The 18,702-nt window shown below is 55.8% G+C and carries 20 protein-coding genes and 1 pseudogene; 11 read left to right on the top strand and 10 right to left on the bottom strand.

Annotation, left to right across the window (positions count from 1 at the left end):
- Positions 1-1,239, top strand: coding sequence for a hypothetical protein (locus MARHY_RS13940; protein ID WP_041654961.1), 1,239 nt, complete (start codon positions 1-3; stop codon positions 1,237-1,239).
- Here the strand turns inward: MARHY_RS13940 and MARHY_RS13935 are convergent.
- Positions 1,236-2,060 carry a DNA adenine methylase gene (locus MARHY_RS13935; RefSeq protein ID WP_014422365.1) on the bottom strand — a complete coding sequence of 275 codons (825 nt, stop codon included), beginning with the start codon at positions 2,058-2,060 and terminating at the stop codon, positions 1,236-1,238. The genes MARHY_RS13940 and MARHY_RS13935 overlap by 4 nt on opposite strands.
- Before the next feature lie 301 nt (positions 2,061-2,361).
- On the bottom strand, positions 2,362-2,649 hold the full coding sequence (locus MARHY_RS13930) for a type II toxin-antitoxin system ParD family antitoxin (RefSeq protein WP_041654958.1): 288 nt from the start codon (positions 2,647-2,649) through the stop codon (positions 2,362-2,364).
- A gap of 180 nt (positions 2,650-2,829) precedes the next feature.
- On the opposite strand from MARHY_RS13930, the gene MARHY_RS13925 reads away from it, so the two are divergent.
- Complete coding sequence (locus MARHY_RS13925; RefSeq protein WP_014422363.1) at positions 2,830-3,348, top strand: calcium:cation antiporter family protein; 519 nt, start codon at positions 2,830-2,832, stop codon at positions 3,346-3,348.
- A gap of 221 nt (positions 3,349-3,569) precedes the next feature.
- Positions 3,570-3,893, top strand: a pseudogene (locus tag MARHY_RS13920) (DCC1-like thiol-disulfide oxidoreductase family protein); the annotation flags it as partial.
- An 11-nt stretch (positions 3,894-3,904) separates the two neighbouring features.
- Here MARHY_RS13920 and MARHY_RS13915 read toward each other — a convergent pair.
- Positions 3,905-4,813, bottom strand: a complete 909-nt coding sequence (locus MARHY_RS13915; RefSeq protein WP_041654957.1) for a bestrophin family protein — start codon at positions 4,811-4,813, stop codon at positions 3,905-3,907.
- Positions 4,814-5,350: 537 nt separating this feature from the next.
- Here MARHY_RS13915 and MARHY_RS13910 point away from each other — a divergent pair.
- A complete protein-coding gene (locus MARHY_RS13910) occupies positions 5,351-6,403 on the top strand; it encodes an NAD(P)-dependent alcohol dehydrogenase (protein ID WP_041654954.1) in 1,053 nt (350 codons plus the stop codon).
- 99 nt (positions 6,404-6,502) lie between these two features.
- The gene (locus MARHY_RS13905; RefSeq protein WP_050999049.1) at positions 6,503-7,237 is read left to right on the top strand and encodes a GntR family transcriptional regulator; all 735 of its coding nucleotides are present in this window, start codon (positions 6,503-6,505) and stop codon (positions 7,235-7,237) included.
- A 65-nt stretch (positions 7,238-7,302) separates the two neighbouring features.
- Here the strand turns inward: MARHY_RS13905 and MARHY_RS13900 are convergent, their stop codons facing one another.
- Both MARHY_RS13900 and MARHY_RS13895 read right to left on the bottom strand, forming a co-directional pair.
- A complete protein-coding gene (locus MARHY_RS13900) occupies positions 7,303-8,673 on the bottom strand; it encodes an NCS1 family transporter (protein WP_041654952.1) in 1,371 nt (456 codons plus the stop codon).
- A gap of 129 nt (positions 8,674-8,802) precedes the next feature.
- On the bottom strand, positions 8,803-9,552 hold the full coding sequence (locus MARHY_RS13895; RefSeq protein ID WP_014422356.1) for an aspartate/glutamate racemase family protein: 750 nt from the start codon (positions 9,550-9,552) through the stop codon (positions 8,803-8,805).
- A 286-nt stretch (positions 9,553-9,838) separates the two neighbouring features.
- Between MARHY_RS13895 and puuE the strand changes: the two genes are divergently transcribed.
- Genes puuE through MARHY_RS13880 form a run of 3 tightly spaced genes read left to right on the top strand, consistent with a single transcriptional unit; the run spans position 9,839 to position 12,131 of the window.
- Positions 9,839-10,771 carry an allantoinase PuuE gene (puuE, locus tag MARHY_RS13890; protein ID WP_228703065.1) on the top strand — a complete coding sequence of 311 codons (933 nt, stop codon included), beginning with the start codon at positions 9,839-9,841 and terminating at the stop codon, positions 10,769-10,771.
- A complete protein-coding gene (locus tag MARHY_RS13885; RefSeq protein ID WP_014422354.1) occupies positions 10,771-11,619 on the top strand; it encodes a bifunctional allantoicase/(S)-ureidoglycine aminohydrolase in 849 nt (282 codons plus the stop codon). The genes puuE and MARHY_RS13885 overlap by 1 nt, the downstream gene beginning before the upstream one ends.
- 20 nt (positions 11,620-11,639) lie before the next feature.
- Complete coding sequence (locus tag MARHY_RS13880) at positions 11,640-12,131, top strand: ureidoglycolate lyase (protein WP_014422353.1); 492 nt, start codon at positions 11,640-11,642, stop codon at positions 12,129-12,131.
- A 105-nt stretch (positions 12,132-12,236) separates the two neighbouring features.
- On the opposite strand, the gene MARHY_RS13875 is transcribed toward MARHY_RS13880, so the two are convergent.
- The gene (locus tag MARHY_RS13875) at positions 12,237-13,277 is read right to left on the bottom strand and encodes a M14 family metallopeptidase (protein WP_226374340.1); all 1,041 of its coding nucleotides are present in this window, start codon (positions 13,275-13,277) and stop codon (positions 12,237-12,239) included.
- On the bottom strand, positions 13,274-14,758 hold the full coding sequence (locus MARHY_RS13870) for a glutamate-cysteine ligase family protein (protein ID WP_014422351.1): 1,485 nt from the start codon (positions 14,756-14,758) through the stop codon (positions 13,274-13,276). The genes MARHY_RS13875 and MARHY_RS13870 overlap by 4 nt, the downstream gene beginning before the upstream one ends.
- 147 nt (positions 14,759-14,905) lie before the next feature.
- Here MARHY_RS13870 and trxC point away from each other — a divergent pair, with 147 nt between their 5' ends.
- Both trxC and MARHY_RS13860 read left to right on the top strand, forming a co-directional pair.
- Complete coding sequence (trxC, locus tag MARHY_RS13865) at positions 14,906-15,346, top strand: thioredoxin TrxC (protein ID WP_014422350.1); 441 nt, start codon at positions 14,906-14,908, stop codon at positions 15,344-15,346.
- A 26-nt stretch (positions 15,347-15,372) separates the two neighbouring features.
- Entirely contained in the window at positions 15,373-15,675 is a 303-nt protein-coding gene (locus MARHY_RS13860; protein WP_014422349.1) for a hypothetical protein, read from the top strand.
- A gap of 413 nt (positions 15,676-16,088) precedes the next feature.
- Here MARHY_RS13860 and MARHY_RS13855 read toward each other — a convergent pair whose 3' ends face one another.
- The 3 genes from MARHY_RS13855 to MARHY_RS13845 all read right to left on the bottom strand — a co-directional run bounded on the left by MARHY_RS13855 (position 16,089) and on the right by MARHY_RS13845 (position 17,989).
- Entirely contained in the window at positions 16,089-16,394 is a 306-nt protein-coding gene (locus MARHY_RS13855; protein ID WP_147423436.1) for a hypothetical protein, read from the bottom strand.
- A gap of 31 nt (positions 16,395-16,425) precedes the next feature.
- Positions 16,426-17,001, bottom strand: a complete 576-nt coding sequence (locus tag MARHY_RS18770; protein ID WP_014422347.1) for a hypothetical protein — start codon at positions 16,999-17,001, stop codon at positions 16,426-16,428.
- A 427-nt stretch (positions 17,002-17,428) separates the two neighbouring features.
- The gene (locus tag MARHY_RS13845) at positions 17,429-17,989 is read right to left on the bottom strand and encodes an LOG family protein (protein WP_014422346.1); all 561 of its coding nucleotides are present in this window, start codon (positions 17,987-17,989) and stop codon (positions 17,429-17,431) included.
- A 336-nt stretch (positions 17,990-18,325) separates the two neighbouring features.
- Between MARHY_RS13845 and MARHY_RS13840 the strand changes: the two genes are divergently transcribed.
- On the top strand, positions 18,326-18,655 hold the full coding sequence (locus tag MARHY_RS13840) for a YMGG-like glycine zipper-containing protein (protein WP_014422345.1): 330 nt from the start codon (positions 18,326-18,328) through the stop codon (positions 18,653-18,655).
- Positions 18,656-18,702: the final 47 nt, after the last annotated feature.

Genomic DNA, 18,702 nt, shown 5'->3' with positions numbered 1-18,702 from the left:
ATGGCTAGAAAGACAGATCCAGATGTGCAGTTCGCAATTAAAGCTGCTAAAGAAGCGTTGTTGGATGCATCCTTGAAAGGGTTTCCAGAGTTAAAGTTCGGCGATATATTGGTAGATCAAAAATCCTCATCGAACGTAGTAAGTGAAATGCAAGCCGATCTCGCTGCAAGACAAATCGAGCATTGCTTGGAAGCGTGGGAGTATCTATCGCAAGCGATCTTGGCAATGCTTGGTTGCCAAGATGATATAGCTATTCACATGGCCTATTATTCAGAGCTTCGCTCTGCAAATTCGCTACTGGCTGCTACAGGGATCGCAAACAAGGAAAATAAGAGTTATTTCATAGATTCAAATCAAAAGCGAAGGGCACGTAGGGTGAAGACCCATCAGTTTGTGAGAGATGTTTGGCACGACTGGTGTAAGCGTCCTGATACTGTTGAAGCATTCACTTCGCTTAAAGTATTGCCTTCAGTCACCCTTTTTGACGTTTATAACTCTCTTAATTTGAGGCAGAGCCCTAGTCAGAGCCTTCTTAAATGGGGTTATGAACTGCTCAACTTCGATAAAGACCACACATCTCGCAATAGATCGAGCTATCAGGTTTATCGTGTTTATAACGGCATTGGTGATTCGGACTCGAAAAAGCACGGGGAGTTGCTTTCGTTAATCTGGAGCCATTTGTCTTCAACTGGCAGTGATGGTCAGTTATATTTTGAAAAGATTTATGCCCAATATTTGTTAGCTGGCGCTTGCAAGGACTATAGTTCCGGTGCTGAGGATGAAGAATCAGAGTTTGACAGGAAGCTAGAAAGTACACTGGAACAGCTTAGCAAGGATACCGGAGTTCCGATAGAGTCTTTACGAATGCATTTTGATTTCGATAAAGATGATAGTAGGTTTGATCTCTTCGATATCGCTGCATCTAGTAGTACTGACGTAAAGAATGTTGTTGCAAGGGCGTTTATATTAGCACGCTTTGCAACTAATAAGCTGAACGTTAATTTATCGAAAAGCAAATGCCAGCAAGCTCTAGAATGGATTCGGAGATGGCTGGAAGAATCTGGTGTATTACATGACGATGTGTCGAGAGAAGATGTTGCAGGGAGTTCTGAGAGCTTCGCGGATGCAGCGGTTGAAGTGGCAGAATTAAATCTTAGACGGGTTTGGCTTGAGGAACCAGAAAGTGCATCTCGCGCAGGGCAGTTAAAAGCGAGCCTTTGTTGGGGGATTGAGTTTTAGATATTGTACCCGCAAATGATAGCAAGCTCCTCATATCTTCCGCGATATCTTGAGTCTCCCGATAGTGCATTCTTTCTAGAAAGGGTGATTTGGTTGAAGCCGTCATACAAGTCAACAATCGATTGGTGGGCTGCGTTAAGTAAGAGAACTTTGGCTCCTCTTGTTACTGCGCGGTCTATGGCGTTCCGGAGGCGTATTTGATCTTTCCACGAGAATAAGCTCTCATTGTATTTTATAAAGCCATTGCAGTTGTGTTTTACAGTATATGGGGGATCCACGAAAACAAAGTCGTCAGGACCAGCGAGATTTACGGTTTCTTCAAAGTCATTGCTAAGTAGCGTAGCATTCTTGAGCGAGCTAGAAGTGATTTTGAAATTATCAATATCAAAGAGAATGTTGGTTTTTGTGCCAATAGGGACATTGAACTCACCTTTAAGGTTGACTCTATATAAACCGTTCCAGCAAGCGCGATTGAGATAGAGCATCCTAGCGGCGCGTGTGAAGATAGATCTAGGCTTTTCTGATCTAACTTTGTAATAGTATTCTTTGCTATGGTTTGAGTGGTGTTTTTTTAAATGCTTTACAACTAGCTCTTGGTTTTCCTTTATCGCTTTGTAAGTAGATATCAATTCATTGTTTAAGTCAGATAATATTGCATTTTCAGGCTGTAAGTGAAAGTAGACAGCGCCACCTCCTAGGAATGGCTCGATGTAGGTGTTGAAGTCCGCCGGGAAAACATTGAAATTGCCTTGGGTAAGCCATCGCTTACCTCCGGCCCACTTCAAGAAAGGTTTCGGCGGAGTCTTATTGATTTTAATCAATTAGTGTCCTTAGTAGTGCGTTCAAGCTTTTGCGAAATTATATCGTAAAGTCCGACTCTGGACTAATGAAGCTGATGGCTCGCCAGAGTTCTTGCTCCGTTGGGTTCCTGAATCGAGTACTTTTAGTACCAAGATAAATGTTAGTTTCGCGTATCTTTGTCGAAATCCGGGCAGATCTGTGTTCTAGAGCTGATGGTCGTAATATGCAGTTTGCCGAATCATTCTAGGTTGGTCTTGAGAATATCGTCGAGATCGGCTTTAGCAGCTTCTGTGAAAACAACGTTCCATGGTTTCATAGTAATCAAGCACCCTGTTTTTTCCTGAAGGCTTGCTTAGCACGCCCAGAAAGGTACGTAGCGAACTCGTCACCCGTGAATGCTCTGGTTCTGCCAGCCTCCAGGTCTTTCTGGCCCGCATCAATGGCGGCTCTGAGGTCATTCATTTTCGTGACGTATCGGGACTCGGCTTCTTCGACCATTCTCAGGCCGGCTCGAAGTACCTCACTCGCATTTTGATAACGGCCCGAGGCAACCAGGTGATCGACTACCTGGGATTGATGGTCCGTGAGCACTATGTTTCTCGTCGCCATGAGAGTCATCCTGTCAGCGCTGGATTGGCATAATATGCCAATGCATGGGTTTGCTGTCTAGGGGTGGGATAACTGTGATACCTATGGGAAAGCCGGGACAGATCTATTAATGCGGTCATTTCGGTAAGCTGGCGCGCGTTTCGCGTTGCTTGCGCGGCAGGCTTCAGGGGCAACAGGAGGATGACATTGCCGATCATGGATCTGGACAGCTGGACGCTGTCACAGAGCATCGTGGTTTTCAGCGTCTGTGCGCTGGTCATTGCGATTGCGGGCACACGCATCACACGGGTGGTCGACCAGCTCGCCGACCGGACCGGGCTGGGTGAGGCAACCGCTGGAGCCGTGCTTCTGGGGGCAGCCACGTCCCTCAGTGGTTCGGTGCTCTCGGTAACAGCAGCCTACCGCGGGCACCCAGAGTTGGCTGTGAGTAATGCTCTCGGGGGCATCGCGGTACAGACCTTTTTCCTGGCTATTGCCGATATGGTCTACCGTCGCGCAAACCTGGAACACGCGGCGGCCTCGGCGCCGAACATGATGCAGAACGGACTGCTGATCGGGCTCCTGGCATTGCTCCTTCTGGCGCCGACCTTGCCGGATGTGACCGTCTGGAACATCCATCCAGTTACCCCGATACTGCTGGGCTTCTATTTCTATGGCACCCGGCTCATACAGGGTGCCGGCGACAACCCCATGTGGTAGCCCTCCGTTACTAGTGATACCCGGCAGGACGAGCCGGAGAGCGAGAGCAGCTTGCCATCATTGAGCCGTCTCTGGACCGAGTTCCCGGTGCTCTACGGGCTTGGTGTGGTGCTGATGTTTGCTGGCTGAATAGCGGCGTCATCCATTAGCAATGAGCTATCTGAGACTCACGAACGAAAAGCATGCGAGCCAGACAGTGATCGAAACGCGCCTGCCCAAGCTGTGTCAAGGATCGCAGGCTCTATGAACGACTCGCGGGCAGGACCGGCGAATCGGTGGAGTGGGTGGATATCACCGGCCGTGATGAGGAGTTGGAGGAACGTGGTATAGACCCGAAAGCCGCGCTTCAGGAGCTCCATGTGGAAGATGGCCAGGGCAACATCCACCGGGAACTGGATGCCTATATTCTGTTGATGTCGCGGGTCTGGCTGCTGAAACCGCTCGCCTGGCTGATTGGCTTGCCGGTAATTCGGCCAGCGCTGGCGAAGCTGTATCACAAATGGGTGAGCGAGCGGCTGGAGCGAACCGGGCGCATGCCGTTGTAACCGCCGGGCCCTTACTGCAACTGGTATTTGACCGGCTGCAGCGGTTCGGGTGCCGGGTCGCCCAGGGCTTCGGCAACACTGATTTCATGAATGCGGCAGATGGCATCCAGCGGCAGGTCGTTGGTGTGTCGGCCAAAGGGAAACTCAAGCTGTTCAGACAGGCGATCCAGCCCGAAAAACGTGTAGGCCACGATGGCGGTGAACACCGGCGTAAACCAGCCTGCGACGCCTACCAGACCGAACGGGAGCAGGTAGCAGAACACATACGCCGTGCGGTGAGCCAGCAGGGTGTAGGCAAAGGGCAACGGGGTGAGGGCAATGCGTTCCGAGGCCGCCTGAATGCCCGCGAGGCCATGAAGGTGCTGGTCTAAGGCCGCGGTTGCTACAGAATCCAGATCGCCCGCCTTGTGGGCTTCGGCGAGTACGTCTCCGGCCCGGTGCAGCATGAAGGCGGCGGGGTTGCGGGTGCTCAGGGCCTGGTCAATGAGTTCCGGCGCCAGTGACCCGGGCAGGTCAGACCGTACATCTTCTCCCCGCAATTGGCCGCGCAGCAGGTGAGCGTGAGCGAGGCATCGGGTTAGAAGCTCCCGGCGTCGCTCCGGGCTCAGGTAAATGGTGCCAGTCCGCGCCAGGCTGCGAAATTCGTACACCATATGCCCCCAGTGTTTTCTGGCTTCCCACCAGCGGTCGTAGGTGGCGGTGTTGCGCACGCTTAAAAAGATGGACAGGGCGATGCCCATGATCGTGAACGGCAGAAGTGTGTAGTCGACCATGCCGTCGAGGTAGTGGTGGCGCGAAACCCAGGTAACTGCGGCTGCAAACATTCCCGTAAGCACAATGTGCGGCAGAATGTGGGGGACAACAGACCCTTTCCAGGCCAGCAACAGCCGGAGTGGGCCGGGGCGCTCGCGAACAATCACGGTTAACACTCCTGGGATGGATGATGGCCTTGCCTGAGGGTTGGCCGCTGTGATTCCTATGCCTTTTTACGGAGAACCCACTCGTTACACAAGAGGGTAAGCTTTTTTAAACGAGGGGGCAGCACTCTGGCCGTTGCCTGGCATTACCCTGTGGTTTCAGGGGCAACCCGATCAGGCGGCGGATTTGTGGCAGCAGTCACTGTCGCAGGGTGATAGCAGGTAAGTGCTCGAAACTTCGAGAAATTGTTCGATAATCTGTGTCATCAAGATTCCCTCTGATGGTTTATTTGAATTGCAACCTAATAGGTTGGGGCGCATTCCTATAAAAAAACTTCGGAAAACCGAAACACATGGAGACCGTCTGGCGCCGGGGCTGTTGGTTGTCTTTTGCCGGGGGTGGAGAGAATCAGGCAAGTATCAGACAGGATCGGACAGCACCTTTCAGTGCCAGAACCGTAAAATGTTCCCATACCTTGGACAATGCACTTCGCGTTGCCCATTTTCCTGTTCATTCCAGAAATTATGCAAGGAGATCCCATGAAAACGGTCGGTTATGCGGCGTATTCTTCTGATGCGGAAATGGTGCCTTACCACTTTGAGCGCCGTGCCTTGCGGGCAAACGATGTGGCGATCGAGATTCTTTATAGCGGTGTGTGTCACTCGGATCTTCACACGGTGAACGGCGACTGGGGCCCCCAGCCCTATCCGTTGGTGCCGGGTCACGAAATTGTCGGTCGGGTGCTGGAAGTCGGTCCGGAGGTTACCCATTACAAAGTGGGCGACCAGGTGGGCGTTGGCTGCATGGTGGATAGCTGTCAGGAGTGTGACCAGTGTGCCCACAGTGAAGAGCAGTATTGCCGTCACGGTATGACGCCCACCTACGGCGCGCCGGATCGCATCTCCGGTGAAATCACCCAGGGCGGCTACTCGAAGCACATCGTGGTGCGTGAGGAATTTGTGCTGCGTATTCCGGAAACCCTGGATCTGTCCCGCGCTGCGCCCATCCTGTGCGCCGGTATCACCACTTTCTCGCCGTTGCGCACCTGGAACATCGGGGAAGGCAGCCGGGTTGGTGTGATCGGCCTGGGTGGTCTCGGCCACATGGCGGTCAAGCTGGCAGTGGCGATGGGTGCGGAAGTTACCGTGTTGAGCCGCTCGAAGAAAAAAGAGGAAGAAGCCCGCTCCATCGGCGCGACCGGCATTCTGGCCTCAACCGATGAAGCCGCCATGGAAGCTGCGGCGGCGTCCATGGATCTGATCATCGATACCGTTCCGGTGGAGCACGATGTAACACCCTATACCCCGCTTCTGGATATCGACGGCACGCTGGTGATCGTCGGGCAGGTGGGCCCCATGAAGGGGTTCATGTCGGTGCCCATGATCATGGGGCGTCGCCGGGTTGCCGGCTCCCTGATTGGTGGCATCAAGGAAACCCAGGAAGTGCTGGATTTCTGCGGTGAGCACAACATCCATCCGATCTGTGAAGTGATTCGCCCGGATCAGATCAACGATGCCTTCGAGGTGATGAGCAAGGGTGATATTGCGCACCGTTATGTGATGGATATGTCGGCGCTGTCCGTCGAAGGCTGATTCTCCCCGCCAGTCGCCCTCCTGCATACAGAACGTATACAATGGAGGGCGAAATTGGATTATCCACCAGGGGAGAGCGGAATGAGCGGTAGCCGGCAGATGGCGGAGACTACCTCAAGTGGACGGAGCCAGGGAGCTGGCTCCGGGACCGGAAAAGCCGGGGGCAAGGGGCTGGATGCCATCTATCGGTCAATATCTGAAGCTATTATTGAACATCGGCTGAAGCCCGGCGCCCGTCTGCGTGAAGACGCGCTGGCGGACGTGTTTGGTGTCAGCCGTACCGGCATCCGGAAAGTACTGCAGCGCCTTGCTCTTGAGCAGTTGGTTACCCTCACACCGATGCGGGGCGCTAGTGTCACCCGGCCGTCTGTCGATGAAGCCAGGGATGTGTTCGAGGCCCGCCTGATGGTGGAGTGCGCCCTGATGGAGGCGGCGGCAAAACGCATCACCGAAGAAGACATTCAGGAGCTGCGTGAGATGGCAAAGCAGGAGCGGGAAGCGCTCCGAAACCGAGAGCAGCGAACCGCCATCAAGCTCTCGGCGACCTTTCATGCCCGTCTTGCCGAGATTTCCGGTAACCAGACTCTGGCGGGTTTTGTGGGTCAACTGGCCTCCCGCTCCTCCCTGATTCTGGCAGTGTATGGCAATGCCGGTCACCTGGGCTGTGAATCCCACGACCACGACAACCTGATTGATTTCCTTGCCGCCGGCGACGGGGCAAAGGCCAGTGACTTCATGGAGCGACACCTGAAGTCAATCGAAGCGTCGTTGTCGATTTTTGAAGAGCCCGAGGAAACCCCGGACCTGCGCGACATATTTGCAGTTGATGCCTGAGGCTGAAACCAGAACGCCCCGCTCCAGAGCGGGGCGTTTTTTTATGGTGCTTGGGTAGTGCCTGATCAGTCGCGGAAGCGCTGGCAGGCGGGCCAGTGTTTCATCAGCAGGTAATAGCTCAGCCCGGCCGGGATCAGGCTGGCGTACCAGGACACCGCCGAGAAACTCAGGGCAACGATCGCGCCCAGAGCGGTGGCAATGAGAGCCGCGTAGTTCACGCCCTTGTAGGGGCCGTGGGGGTTATAGAGGTGGTCCAGGTTCAGGGTGCGGCCACGAATCAGGTAGTAGTCCACCACCAGGATGGCGAAGATCGGCCCCAGGAACGCGGAGTAAGTCTGAACAAAGATCTGCAGGCCAGCCGCAGAGCCGTCTTTCACCAGTTCCCAGGGGAAGGTGGCGAACGCCAGCAGACCAACGATGATGGTGGCCTTGCGGAAGGTCAGCTTGAACACGTCCATCAGGACATAGGTGGGCGGCACCACGTTATTCAGCACGTTGGTGGTGACCTGTGCAAAAGCAATGAACATCAGGGTGGTCATCAGCAGCGGCTTGTTGTCTACCGCGTTGGCGAACACCTGAATCGGGTCGGCAATGCCGGTGGCTTCCGACACCATGTAGCCGATCAGGCCCATGAACAGCGTGCAGGGCAGAATGGACATGGAGTAGATGGTGGTCAGCAGTCCGGGGCCGGTGCCTTGTTTATGCTCCCGGGCGTAGTCACTCACGTTAAGAATCATCGTGCTGTAGATGCCCAGGAACAGCATGGTGGCACCCCAGAATGGCAGGCCCCAGGAGCCTTCCATAGTCAGCAGGTTCGCCGACAGGGTGTCGCCGTAGCGCTGGACCGTGCTGTAGAACATGTAGACGAGGGAGGCCAGAATGAAAGCGCTGCCCACGTTCTCCAGCCATTTGATGCCCTGAAAGCCGGTCACGGAGAGGGCGATCTGCAGCAGTTGGAAGGCGATGAAGAAAAAGACCAGGTTATCGAAGCCAAACAGGGTGGTAGAGACCATGTTCAGCGCCCCGGCACCAATCCAGCTCTGGAAGCCATACCACACGATGGCAGGGACCGCCCGAACCAGCCCCGGCAGGCGGGTGCCGCCGAAACCGAAGGCGCTGCGGGCCTGCACCATAAAGGGAATGCCGTATTTGTAGCCGGCTGCGCCATTCAGGGCCAGGGCTGCGCCAATAATGAAACAACCAATGGCAATGGCCAGCGAGGCCTGCAGCAGGTTCAGCGTGCCAACCACACTGGACCCCATGGTGAAGGTGCCGATGGAAACGCAGCCACCGAACCAGGCCAGCAGGTAGGATGTGCGCCCCATAATGCGGGTTTTCTGGGGGGCAAGGGATTCTGCCCCGAGCGCCTTGGTGTCAGTGTCGGGTGCTTCCTGGTAGGAAGCATCAAAATGGGTCTGTGTTTGAGAGGTGCTCATGGTCTTCCTCGTTGTGCATGCAGTGTCGTTGTCCACGCCGTTACCGGTGTAGATGTGGGTGCCCCTTGTGGTTCTGATGGGGCTTTATAGTTGGGACTGCATCAGATCTCTTGGCGGTGATGTCTTTTTTTATTTTGTATTCAGGTGAGAGAAACTCTCGAAGCGACCGACGAACGGCTTCGGTCGCGGGAACGCCAGGTCGCCGTGTTTGCTGGTGCCCAGGTTCAGTCCAACCAGGGCTTCCGACAATTTCACAGCGGCCGTGACGCCTTCAACAACCGGCAGACCGACGGCCTCGGAGATGTGATCGGTGAGGTCGGCCATGCCACCACAACCGAGCACAATGGCGCCAATGTTGTCTTCTTCTTTTGCCCGCAGACACTCTTCAATCAGGCGCTGAAGGGCGGCGTCTGCGTTGTCTTCCAGGTCCAGCACGGGGATTTCTGCGGCCCGAACCCGACGGCAGTGATGACTGAAGCCGTAGCTCTCCAGAAGGTGCTCGGCAATGATGCCGGTGCGTCCCAGGGTGGTGACAACGGAAAAGCGGGTACTGATCATGGTGGCCACATGGAAGGCCGCTTCGGCAATGCCGATAACGGGTGCCCGGGTCAGCTCCCGCGCTGCCAGAAGGCCGGGGTCTCCAAAGCAGGCGATGATGTAGGCATCAACAGGGTCGTCACCCCGTTCGCCGGCCAGGACCTCTTCGGCAACACCGACGGCGCTAATGGCTTCGTCAAAGTGGCTTTCAATAGAGACCGGGCCGCTGTCGGGCTGGGTTGCGGTAATTCGCGTGCCCGGTGCCGCCACGTTTTCGGCCGCTTTGCCGATGGTCTCGGTCATGCCGCGTGTGGTGTTGGGGTTGATGATTCGGATGTGCATAGTTTCCCCGATTCGATTTTATGGTGAACAAAACAATAAGTAATTGTACACAATTTAGAGCGACATCCGGGGAGGGTGCAAGTTTTTGTTGCAGAAAAATGGCAATTCTCAGATTTTTCAGGGCACTTGGGAGGCTATTTTGGGGGGTTGGCAAGCGCTTTACCGCCTTGTGTCCCGTAAAATTTCCACAAAAACAGATTTTTTTGTATACAATTTTGTGGCAATTTAAAACCACAAGCCCCGAAATCAAGTTCCTGTATTGAGTTGAGGACGTGTAGTTATGAGTATGACAACGGATTACCCCCGTGACCTGATCGGCTATGGCCGTGACCTTCCGGAGGTTCGCTGGCCGGGCCAGGCGAGAGTGGCCGTGCAGTTCGTGCTCAACTACGAGGAGGGCGGCGAGAACTGCGTGCTGCATGGTGATAGCCACTCCGAGCGTTTTCTATCTGAAATTGTGGGTGCCGAACCGTTTGAAGACCGTCATATGAGCATGGAGTCGATCTACGAATACGGCTCCCGGGTCGGGGTCTGGCGTCTGCTCAAAGAATTTGAACGCCGTGGTCTCCCGCTGACGGTGTTTGGGGTGGCGATGGCGCTGCAGCGTCATCCGGAGGTGGCGCAGGCTTTCCGTGAGCTGGGCCATGAGGTGGCCTGCCATGGCTGGCGGTGGATTCATTACCAGAACATTCCGGAGGACATCGAACGTGAGCACATGCGCCGTGCCATCGAGATATTCCGGGAGCTATACGGCGAAACACCCATGGGCTGGTATACCGGCCGGGACAGTCCGAACACCCGTCGCCTGCTGATGGACGAGGGCAGCTTCCTGTACGACTCCGACTATTACGGCGATGACTTGCCATTCTGGGTTCAGCAAGAGGATTCCGCCGGCGGGTCCCATAATCATCTGGTGGTGCCGTACACCCTCGACACCAACGACATGCGATTCGCAACACCGCAGGGTTTCAATACCGGAGATCACTTCTTCGAATACCTGCGTGATGCTTTTGACGTTCTCTACGAAGAGGGCAGGGAAACGCCGAAGATGCTGTCGGTAGGGCTGCATTGCCGGTTAATTGGCCGGCCGGGCCGCTTCCGTGGGCTTCAGCGTTTCCTTGACCATATTGAGTCCCACGACCGTGTCTGGGTGACACGCCGTGTGGATATTGCCCGGCATTGGGCAGAGCACCATCCTTTTGAATCCGGAGCACTCTGATGATCGACAGGAACAATCCCTCTCCCTACTACGCACCGACCGGCGGGCATCCGCCTCAGACACAGCTGCTGACGGACCGCGCCGTGTTCACTGAAGCGTATGCCGTCATCCCGAAAGGCGTGATGCGGGACATCGTTGCCAGTTACCTGCCGTTCTGGGAAAAAACGCGTCTGTGGGTTTTATCCCGCCCGCTCTCCGGATTTGCCGAGACCTTCTCGCAGTACATCATGGAGGTGTCTCCGGGTGGAGGCAGCGAGCGACCGGAGATTGATCCCGGAGCCGAGGGCGTTCTGTTTGTGGTGGAAGGCCAGATGACGCTGACCCTGGCAGGGGAAACGCATCAGATGGCGCCGGGTGGCTATGCATTCATTCCGCCGGGTAGTGACTGGGCGGTGCGCAACGAGTCTGGCTCGACGGTTCGGTTCCACTGGATTCGAAAGGCCTACGAAGCGGTGGATGGCGTTGACTATCCAGAGCCGTTCGTGACCAACGAAGCCGACATCGAGCCCATCGAGATGCCGGATACCAACGGCTGCTGGGCCACCACGCGTTTTGTGGACCAGAGCGATATGCGCCACGACATGCACGTGAATATCGTGACTTTCCAGCCAGGGGGCGTGATTCCCTTTGCAGAAACCCACGTGATGGAGCATGGGTTGTATGTGCTCGAAGGCAAGGCCGTTTACCTGCTCAACAAGGATTGGGTGGAGGTGGAAGCCGGTGACTACATGTGGCTCCGGGCGTTCTGTCCCCAGGCCTGCTATGCCGGTGGCCCGGGCCGTTTCCGGTACCTGCTGTACAAAGACGTGAATCGCCACATGAAGCTCAGTGGCTTTGGCGCTCGCTGAAAAGCAAAGGGAACACCATCATGCTGAAACTGACCGCCCAGCCTTTGACACCGGAAGTCTTCGCACCCTTTGGCGATGTGATTGACAGCCGGAGTGCCACAAACTCTTTCCCCATCAACGGTGGCCGCACCCAGCGCCATCATGATCTGGCTGGTGTTGAGATACTGGGCGAGAGCGGCCGGCCGATGATCAGTATTTTCGTAAGCCAGCCGGTACAGGTTCCATTGCAGGTTGACTGCCTGGAGAGGCATCCATTGGGAAGCCAGGCGTTCATTCCCATGCACGGTGAGCGTTTTCTGGTTGTTGTGGCTCCGCCGGGTGAGGGTATTGATCCCGACGCCGTACGCGCGTTCGTAACCGACGGACGTCAGGGTGTTAATTATCGCGCAGGCACCTGGCATGCGGTGCACTCGGTGCTGGAGCGCGAGGGTGAGTTTCTCGTTGTTGACCGGGGTGGGCCAGGGCATAACTGTGATGAGCACCCGGTCGAGATAGTCGTCAACCTGGATTGATCCTACGCTTGGCCAGGTTTGTCGTACATCAATCCGTGAGTGGGTGTTACCTCGCCTCCTGGCGAGCATGTCCTTCGGCTACGATCAAAAGCAGCCCGCTATGGTCTAAAAAATAGGATCGCCCGTGGCTTTGACGGCATAGAACAGGCAATCGCTCTTCGCAATCACCGGGTTGGTGGTGATCATGAAGGCCTTGAGGGCCTGGGCGGGGTAGATTCGCCCATCCCTGATTTGCAGTACCTGTTCCATGTTCTCGGCCCGGTTGTGGCTGATCGCCGTGAGCACGTCCAGGCCTTTTTGCCCAACCCATCCAAGCGGCTCATCCGGCGACACAATCCCGAAATTGCGGTGCTCGAAATCGGGCGGAAACGTGAGGTCCGCCTGCCCGCTGGGCGTCAACCGATACTCGATGGTCGCATCGGGCGAGAGCTCCACTCGAATCGGATTGCGCAGTACCGCAACGTTCCATTCCGCTTTTTCCAGCGATAGCACGTCTGGCTGTGAGGCATAGCGAACCAGCCCTTCGTACGCCAGTTGGTGGGCGTGATCATCCTGGGCCCCGCCACACTCGATGGTGACGGTGGGCACCTCCTGCTCGGAATACTCCATCAATGCCCCCAGGCGAAGATCCGTCATGATCAGTCGGTCGGTAAAGAGCGACGCCAGCGCCTGGTGGGCGGCGTCATTGGTGATGGTCACGGCGAAGGCTGGGCCGGTGCCTGAGGTGTTGTGCACATCCAGCAGGCACTCGGGGTTGGCTGTCTGTAGCTCGGCCAGCATGGCCTCGGCAATGGCGCCTTCCTCTCCTGCAAACGGTTCTTTGAAGCACCGGTTCAGATCACGTCCGCCTGGCACTTGCCGCAGCGACAATACCGGCGGAATTTTCGCGGAGCGCACGCCGGCCAGAAGGAACAGCAGATTGACCTCCGGGGTGTGCTGCTCCAGTAGCCATCGGTGAATGGCGAACAGCCCTGAGGGTTCGTTGCCGTGAAGCAGGGTTGCCATGGCCCGGGTTCTGGAAGGGTCGCGGCCAGCAACGCGAACCACCGTGGGCCGTTGCAGCCGGTCCAGCCACTCCAGGGGCGAGCGGCCGAGGGTCTGGGGAGACGGGTTGTTGAGATAATCCAGAATGTTCGAGCGGCTCATGGTGACAAGGTCCATTCGTGCAGTGGTGTGTTTGTCTTCTGATGGCCCATGTAAACAGACAGCATACTCCTGAACGCCTCGTCGGTAGTCTGGGACCGGAAAAAAGACTCAGTGACCTGTCGCTGCCACCGGGCGCCGGTCATCCGGGTTTGGATGCGGCCTTCGATGATGCCCAGCAGGCGGTGGATCTCCGCCTCGTCCACTGCGATCCGTTGCAAGGCTTCCCGGGCGCGGGGGAGCAGGTCGCGGGCAACGTTTAACAGGGGCGTATCCTGCAGTTGTACCTGGTCTTTATGGGGCCAGATGATGTCGGCTCCGATGCCGTATTTGGCGGCACGATAGAAATTGTGTTCGGTGTAATGAAAGGGAAGTATCGATGTCAGGTGTCGGATATCCTCGAGTACCGCCAACGCCGCCCCGATCACGAACAGCCCGTTGGCGCACATGTCCACCGCCGTTGGTCCGGCCGGCATGGAACGAATCTCGATGCGCAGGTGGCCGCCCTCTGTGTGATCAAAAATGGCGCGGTTCCAGGGCCAGGTGGTGCCATGGTGCAGTCGCAGCTCGGCCAGTTCCGGTACCTCTCCCCGATCAATGACGGCCATTGGGTCTTCTTCCGACATCAATGGCAGGATGGGCGGATACAGGGAGGCCGAGGCGGCAAACAGCTCCCAGGCGCTGCGTGCCCAGCCGTTGCCGTAATAGACCCTAGGCGGGTGTTTCCAGGTCCTGTGGTTGGGCGAGCGGCTGTCGACGGATTGTTTGAACAGTGCGATACGGGTTTCGTCCCAGAGGTGGTGGCCAAACAGGCTGGGCGAGTTGCTGGCCAGAGCCAGCGCAATGGGCGTTACTAGCTGCACGGCGTTGAAGTAGTCGGCAAAGCGGTGGGCCGGAACGCGCCAGTGCAGTTGGAATGAGGTGGTTGCCCCTTCCATGGTGACGTCGTCTGCTTGCAGGTCGATAACGTCGTTGCCACCGATATGAATGCTGAAGGGCTCGCCCCGTTGCTGGATCAATGCCCTGGATAGCGCATGGTAGCGGGGTTCGTCTGTCATCACCTTCGCGCCCATATCGGACTGGCGCAACGTGGGCAGAATGCCGATGGCCACCAGTTCGCCATTCAACGGGGCGGCGTGCTGGTTGATTCGCTGCATGGTCTTGAGCAGTTCCTGCTCGGTTCTGGCAAAGGGGGCACCCTTGAAGGCCTGGGGGCTGAGGTTGTATTCCAGATTGAACCGGTTGAGCTCAACAGTCAGTTGTGGGTCCTGAACGCTGGCGGCGATGTCTGTGTTGATCGGCTGAACATGCAGGTTCGGGTTTACGATGTAGAACTCGACTTCGGCACCAATGGAGGATGCCCCCTCACCAAAACCGGGCCGGTCCAGAAGGCGGGTGAGTGCGGTAAGGTCCGTTCGCACCTTGGCCGAAAAACGGTCAAATTCTTCCGCTGTAAATTCCGATTGTTTTATCGACAGTCCCATGGCGCTTGAGCCTTTGACACCGACTTACTTTGATAGTAGCGGAAAGCGGTTGATGCGTGTTCTTGAGATGCGATTTTTCGTGCCGCTTGATTTCTCTTCTCCTGCCCTGATTATTTCTACCATCAGCCAATCAGAGGCCTGTTCATCATGACTGACGTTCGACACCTGGTATGTCCCCATTGCCACAAAGTGAATCGCGTACCGGCCGACAAGTTGTCCTCCGGCGGCAATTGTGGCGCCTGCAAACAACCGCTTTGGCCGGATCAGGGTCTGGAGCTAACGGAGCAGACCTTTGCTACCCATACCGGGCGTAGCGATCTGCCCGTGTTAGTGGATTTCTGGGCCAGCTGGTGTGGCCCGTGCAAAATGATGGCGCCCCAGTTCGAGCAGGCCGCGAAGGCCTGGCGCGGGAAAGTGCGCTTTGCCAAGCTGAATACGGAACAAGCCCCCGGGCCGGCCGGTCAGTTTGCGATTCGCAGCATACCGACCCTGATTCTGTTCCAGAACGGCCGGGAGGTGGCGCGCCAGAGTGGCGCCATGAATCAGGCCCAGATCAGTCAGTGGCTGCAATCGCAGGGTATTCGCTAGGAAAACCGGGACAAAGGTGCCTTAGTATGAAGTTTCTGATCATCGGTGTTTTCGTCGCCATCGTGGCTGTCCTGATCTGGCGTAGTAAACAGAACACTGCCCCTGAAGAGCAGGGCTGTGCCATCGACATCGGCAACCTGCTGAAAGCCAATCCGGATGTCCAACCACAGGCCATTGCCGATGTGTTTCAAAAGCACGGAATTGATAGCTCCCGTTGCCAGAAGGTGGGCGCGATGGTGATGCCGCAATTGCGAAAGCAGGGTTTGAAGCCGGAGGATGCCAGGATTGTGATGAGGCAGGTGAGGGCGGCCTACCCTCTTGTGCCCTAAGCTGAATCAATTCAATTGATGATCGGAGAACGCTATGGCAGATTCATTGCTATCGTCCGTTTTTGCATCAGCATTCCTGAGCCCCCGTGGCTCAAGGGTGTTGCCTAGTTAACCTTAGGTTTCCAACACAGTTATCCACAGTTTTTGTGAGTAAAGTCTGCGGCATACCTACCAACAAGGGACGGTGCCGACATTGCTTGCTGCCCAGTTCCCCAGTTGTTGACGTCATCAAGGGACAATGACGTGTTGACTAGATGTTTTCAAAGTCTCAAAAGGGCTCTTATGCCAATGCATGGATTTCCTGTGTAAGGGGGCGCTGATGCCCGGACAGGTCAGGGCGATTAGCCCGGCTGTAACCGGGTCAGATCTATTTCCCATGTCTCGCCGGAGCGAACGGCAATGAGTATGTGAGCCTAAAAAGCGGAGCGATAAATCTCCGTCCTGAAATTAGCCGAAACTTGATGCCGGCATGCCATCCCATCGAACTGGAGCTGTTTGTCGCGAAGTGCCTGAGCGATCTTATCCAACGAGTGCTTCAGCCAGCCTCGGGTAAACACGGAAATCCCCATTGTTAATCCGGTCACCAGTTCCTTCATGCTGTTGTTACATTTGATCAGTTCTTCCATAGCTTGCTCGACAACCTCTGCGGTACGTTCGTTCAGGTTCGGTTTCAAGCCCCGCAACTGGTTATCGTCGAAGAGTATGTTGATGACCGTCATGAGGTCATCTTTCTCTTGCCTCGTAAGCATTTTACTGTCCCCCGATTCCTTTCAGGATTTCGTTTTCGATGTCTTGCCAGCTGAAGTTGTTCAGTACCAGCTGGGTAAAAAGGTCCGGCTTTCGCGGTGAGGTGAGCATAATGGTGGTTTTTGCGGGGTTGAAGGCAATGTAAACGTTGATTTCGCCAACGGTTACCAAACTGTTTTCCTTCTCCTCCGCGGGCTCCAGCGTCATGCTGATTATGCCTTCAAGCTCTTTCCGAAACTCAGCGTCCTGAATGGAACTTAGGTCGCGTCGGAAGATAAAGTCTGGTGCCTGGTTCATCTGAACGGATGGATTGCCCCAGTCCTCCGGCGTGACCACTGTGGCAAAGAGACTTTTGTTGCCGGCGTATAAGATCATTTCTCCGTCGCTGCCAATAAATGATGAGTTCGCAAGGGACTCCAGAGGGAGCCTGACGGGGTGGCCTGCTCGGGCGATGGTGACTACGGCTGTTTCGGTTCGCGGCTCAGGAGCCTCGAGCTTAATGAGATTCGAAGAGGATGCGCAGGCCGCTGCTGAAAGACAGAGAAGCAACGCGAGAGCAGTTGCAATAAAACGTTTCATTGTCCGGTTCCTTTGGGGATTTTCAGTCCTTTGGATGCAAGGTTACTGTTTGGATGGTGTGATGGAAAGGGGCGCCCTGGCGTCATATTGATGGGGAGGTCGACTCATTGAATACTGGGCAGCTTTATTTCTGGAGTGTCTCGGGTGTCCTAAACTTGACGGTATTCGCTAGGAAGAATCGGGACGAAGGTGCCGTACCATGAAGTTTCTGATCATCAAAGAACGCTATGGCAGGTGGATCGTCACGAGATTGCCCGTTTTAGCATCAATTTTCCGGAGCCCTTTTGCTGCGGGGCTTCAGGGCGCTTAATCCGAGGTTTCCAACACAGTTATCCACAGGTTTTGTGAGTAAAGTTCGTGATAAAGCCGGTCAGGAATCAGGCCGACGGTCGTCCCGGTCTTCCGGGGTTTGGTTCGGCCCGCCGGTTCAGCTCCACTTCAGTTTGGGTGTTTGGTAGGACTGGATGGCCGAGAGCAGCTGCGCTTCGTTATCCGTGTGGATAATCATCTCGGCATGGTGCGGTTTCAGGAAGCCGGAATCGGTCATGTTCGAGATCATCTCGAACAATTTATCGTAGAAACCGTGGACGTTGTAAAAGGCGCAGGGTTTTGCGTGATAGCCGAGTTGAGCCCAGGTCCAGGCTTCGAAGATTTCTTCCAGGGTACCGACGCCGCCGGGCAGAGCCACAAAGGCATCGGCCATTCGGGCCATGGTGGCTTTTCTTTCGTGCATATCAGCAACAATTTTCAGCTCGGTGAGGCCTTGATGGGCCAGCTCCCGGTCTTTCAGGTACTCGGGAATCACTCCGTACACTTGAGCGCCCTTTTCCAGAAAGGCGTCTGCGACCACGCCCATCAGGCCGACGTTGCCACCGCCGTACACCAGATCCACTCCGTTCATTGCCAGGTAGTGCCCCAGAGCACGTGTTGCCTGGGCGAATTCCGGGTTTTCACCAATGCTTGAACCACAAAATACGGCAATTCTCATGGGTCTTACGAGGCTCCATCGATTCGGTTCAGAGGGGTGAGTGAGTTCTTCACTCTGTTGTGGTTGGTCCGGGCGTCTTTAAGTGCCGGAGCCTAATAGAATGCCGCCTCCGGTCTGCCCAGTCTAGCCGTTGATCGTGCATCCGAACCCGCAAGCCAGTTGTTAAGGCTTCGTAACCTGTTGAAGTATAAATAAAATGTAAGAGGTGGCGTCTCGTGTGTTTCTGATATTCTCGAGTGGTTCAAAACTGACAGGTGCCTGGTGGGGCGCTGAGAAGAGGCTCTCCCACCGGCGATACAGGACAAGTCAGACCACCTGAACCATGGGATTTACATCATGAATATGAAATCACTGCTCGTTTTTCTGTCTCTGAGTGCCACCTCGTTGGGTGCCGTTGCGGGTGATACCGCCGACGCCGCGCTGGGTGGAGGTATTGGCGGCGCACTGGGGGCCGCCATCGGCAACGAGGTGGGTGGCAGAGACGGAGCGATTCTTGGCGGTGCTGTCGGTGCGGCAGCGGGAACGGCCGTGACCACCCGGGACCAACGGGACCACGATCGCGATTATGATTATGATCGCCGCCGGTATGACGATGATCGCGGGTCTTACCGGAAGTCTCGTGGCCATTTCTGCCCACCAGGCCAGGCGAAAAAGGGTAACTGCTGAGACGCTTGAGTTGCTGACGAAATGTAACGCGTCTGCTCTGGGGCGGG

It is taken from the genome of Marinobacter nauticus ATCC 49840 (genome assembly GCF_000284615.1).
Taxonomy (GTDB): Bacteria; Pseudomonadota; Gammaproteobacteria; order Pseudomonadales; family Oleiphilaceae; genus Marinobacter; species Marinobacter nauticus.
This window is presented reverse-complemented; position numbering and strand designations above follow the sequence as displayed.

Excerpts from the sequence above, each read along its gene's own strand:
- MARHY_RS13880 (WP_014422353.1), top strand. The coding sequence starts at position 11,640 with ATGCTGAAACTGACCGCCCAGCCTTTGACACCGGAAGTCTTCGCACCC.
- MARHY_RS13930 (WP_041654958.1), bottom strand. The coding sequence starts at position 2,649 with ATGGCGACGAGAAACATAGTGCTCACGGACCATCAATCCCAGGTAGTC.
- MARHY_RS13875 (WP_226374340.1), bottom strand. The coding sequence starts at position 13,277 with ATGAGCCGCTCGAACATTCTGGATTATCTCAACAACCCGTCTCCCCAG.
- MARHY_RS13925 (WP_014422363.1), top strand. The coding sequence starts at position 2,830 with ATGACATTGCCGATCATGGATCTGGACAGCTGGACGCTGTCACAGAGC.
- MARHY_RS13885 (WP_014422354.1), top strand. The coding sequence starts at position 10,771 with ATGATCGACAGGAACAATCCCTCTCCCTACTACGCACCGACCGGCGGG.
- MARHY_RS13845 (WP_014422346.1), bottom strand. The coding sequence starts at position 17,989 with ATGAGAATTGCCGTATTTTGTGGTTCAAGCATTGGTGAAAACCCGGAA.
- MARHY_RS13940 (WP_041654961.1), top strand. The coding sequence starts at position 1 with ATGGCTAGAAAGACAGATCCAGATGTGCAGTTCGCAATTAAAGCTGCT.
- MARHY_RS13860 (WP_014422349.1), top strand. The coding sequence starts at position 15,373 with ATGAAGTTTCTGATCATCGGTGTTTTCGTCGCCATCGTGGCTGTCCTG.
- MARHY_RS13855 (WP_147423436.1), bottom strand. The coding sequence starts at position 16,394 with ATGACGGTCATCAACATACTCTTCGACGATAACCAGTTGCGGGGCTTG.
- MARHY_RS18770 (WP_014422347.1), bottom strand. The coding sequence starts at position 17,001 with ATGAAACGTTTTATTGCAACTGCTCTCGCGTTGCTTCTCTGTCTTTCA.
- trxC (WP_014422350.1), top strand. The coding sequence starts at position 14,906 with ATGACTGACGTTCGACACCTGGTATGTCCCCATTGCCACAAAGTGAAT.
- MARHY_RS13870 (WP_014422351.1), bottom strand. The coding sequence starts at position 14,758 with ATGGGACTGTCGATAAAACAATCGGAATTTACAGCGGAAGAATTTGAC.
- MARHY_RS13910 (WP_041654954.1), top strand. The coding sequence starts at position 5,351 with ATGAAAACGGTCGGTTATGCGGCGTATTCTTCTGATGCGGAAATGGTG.
- MARHY_RS13895 (WP_014422356.1), bottom strand. The coding sequence starts at position 9,552 with ATGCACATCCGAATCATCAACCCCAACACCACACGCGGCATGACCGAG.
- puuE (WP_228703065.1), top strand. The coding sequence starts at position 9,839 with ATGACAACGGATTACCCCCGTGACCTGATCGGCTATGGCCGTGACCTT.
- MARHY_RS13840 (WP_014422345.1), top strand. The coding sequence starts at position 18,326 with ATGAATATGAAATCACTGCTCGTTTTTCTGTCTCTGAGTGCCACCTCG.
- MARHY_RS13900 (WP_041654952.1), bottom strand. The coding sequence starts at position 8,673 with ATGAGCACCTCTCAAACACAGACCCATTTTGATGCTTCCTACCAGGAA.
- MARHY_RS13905 (WP_050999049.1), top strand. The coding sequence starts at position 6,503 with ATGGCGGAGACTACCTCAAGTGGACGGAGCCAGGGAGCTGGCTCCGGG.